The sequence below is a fragment of the Nonomuraea lactucae genome (genome assembly GCF_003313395.1).
GTDB lineage: Bacteria > Actinomycetota > Actinomycetes > Streptosporangiales > Streptosporangiaceae > Nonomuraea > Nonomuraea lactucae.
In genome coordinates, this window is sequence record NZ_QNFZ01000415.1 from 1 (window position 1) to 1,023 (window position 1,023).

Sequence of the window (1,023 nt, forward strand, 5' to 3'; positions counted from 1 at the left end):
CCGTCGGCATGGGACCGGCTGTGCGGGTTCGGCTCCGCGGCGGAGGCCGCGCGCGAGCGGCGCGCCGAAGACGCCAGGGCCTGCGCGGCGCTCGGCGTGGAGCAGGTGGCGCTCGGCCATCCGGACGCGCCCACCGGAGGGGCGCGGCTCACCTTCCTGGAGGAGTTCCTCTCGGAGTACGGCGTGTCGGCGACGCGGGTGCTGGTCCCCATGGGCATCGGCAACACCGACCACCTGGAGGTGCGCGACCAGGCGCTGGAGGTGCTGGAGAAGTCGGGTGCCGCCGCCGCGCCGTGGATCTACGCGGACCTGCCCTACGCCTCGGCCGTCCGTCAGTGGGGCACCGGAGCCGCCGCCGAGGCGCTGGCCGAGCACCCCCGGCTGGGCGCGCCGATCCGCTCCCTCGCCTGCTCCGCCGTCCCGCGCCAGGCGGGCCGGCTGGAGGGCCCGGCGTGGGCCGCCAAGAGGTGCGCGGTCCTGTGCTACGCGTCCCAGCTCGCGCCGCTCGCCTCCGACTACGGCGAGATCCTCGCCGTGCCGGGCCCGCTCACCCACGAGCTGATCTGGGAGACCAGTCCGGTCGGCCGGTGACCGTCAGCGGGGAGGTGCGCTCCGCACGGGGCGCCAGCGGAGCGGAAGGTCCCTGCCGCCCGCGATCAGCAGTCCGGCGTGCGCGGTGAAGGCGCCGCCGGGCATGGTCACGTCGCACTCCTCCCACGCCCCGCCGGGCAGCATCGTCAGCAGCCGCGCCCGGCCGTCCACGGCGAAGAGGCGGCCGTTCATCCCGGCCAGGCCCACCGCGCCCGCCGAGGAGCCGGCCCGCTCCCACTCCGCCACGCCGAACCTCTGCCGCCACAGCTCCCCGGACGAGGTGGCCGCGTAGAAGGCGCAGTCGGCGACGGCCAGCCCGGTCGCGTCCGCGGGCGCCGGTCCCAGGTCCTGCCAGCCGTCGTCCGCCAGCCGTACGAGCCGCCCCGGGGCGGACAGCCCGTACAGGTCCACGCCCCGCCCCGCCGCGGCCTC

1 protein-coding gene and 1 pseudogene are annotated in these 1,023 nt (G+C 77.4%); one reads left to right on the forward strand and one right to left on the reverse strand.

Annotated elements, in window-relative coordinates; translation table 11 throughout:
- On the forward strand, positions 1-591 hold a 591-nt coding region (locus tag DQW85_RS22300; protein WP_113702144.1), incomplete at its 5' end, for a PIG-L family deacetylase.
- Positions 592-594: 3 nt separating this feature from the next.
- Here the strand turns inward: DQW85_RS22300 and DQW85_RS22305 are convergent.
- Positions 595-1,023 (reverse strand): annotated as a pseudogene (locus tag DQW85_RS22305) (N,N-dimethylformamidase beta subunit family domain-containing protein); the annotation flags it as partial.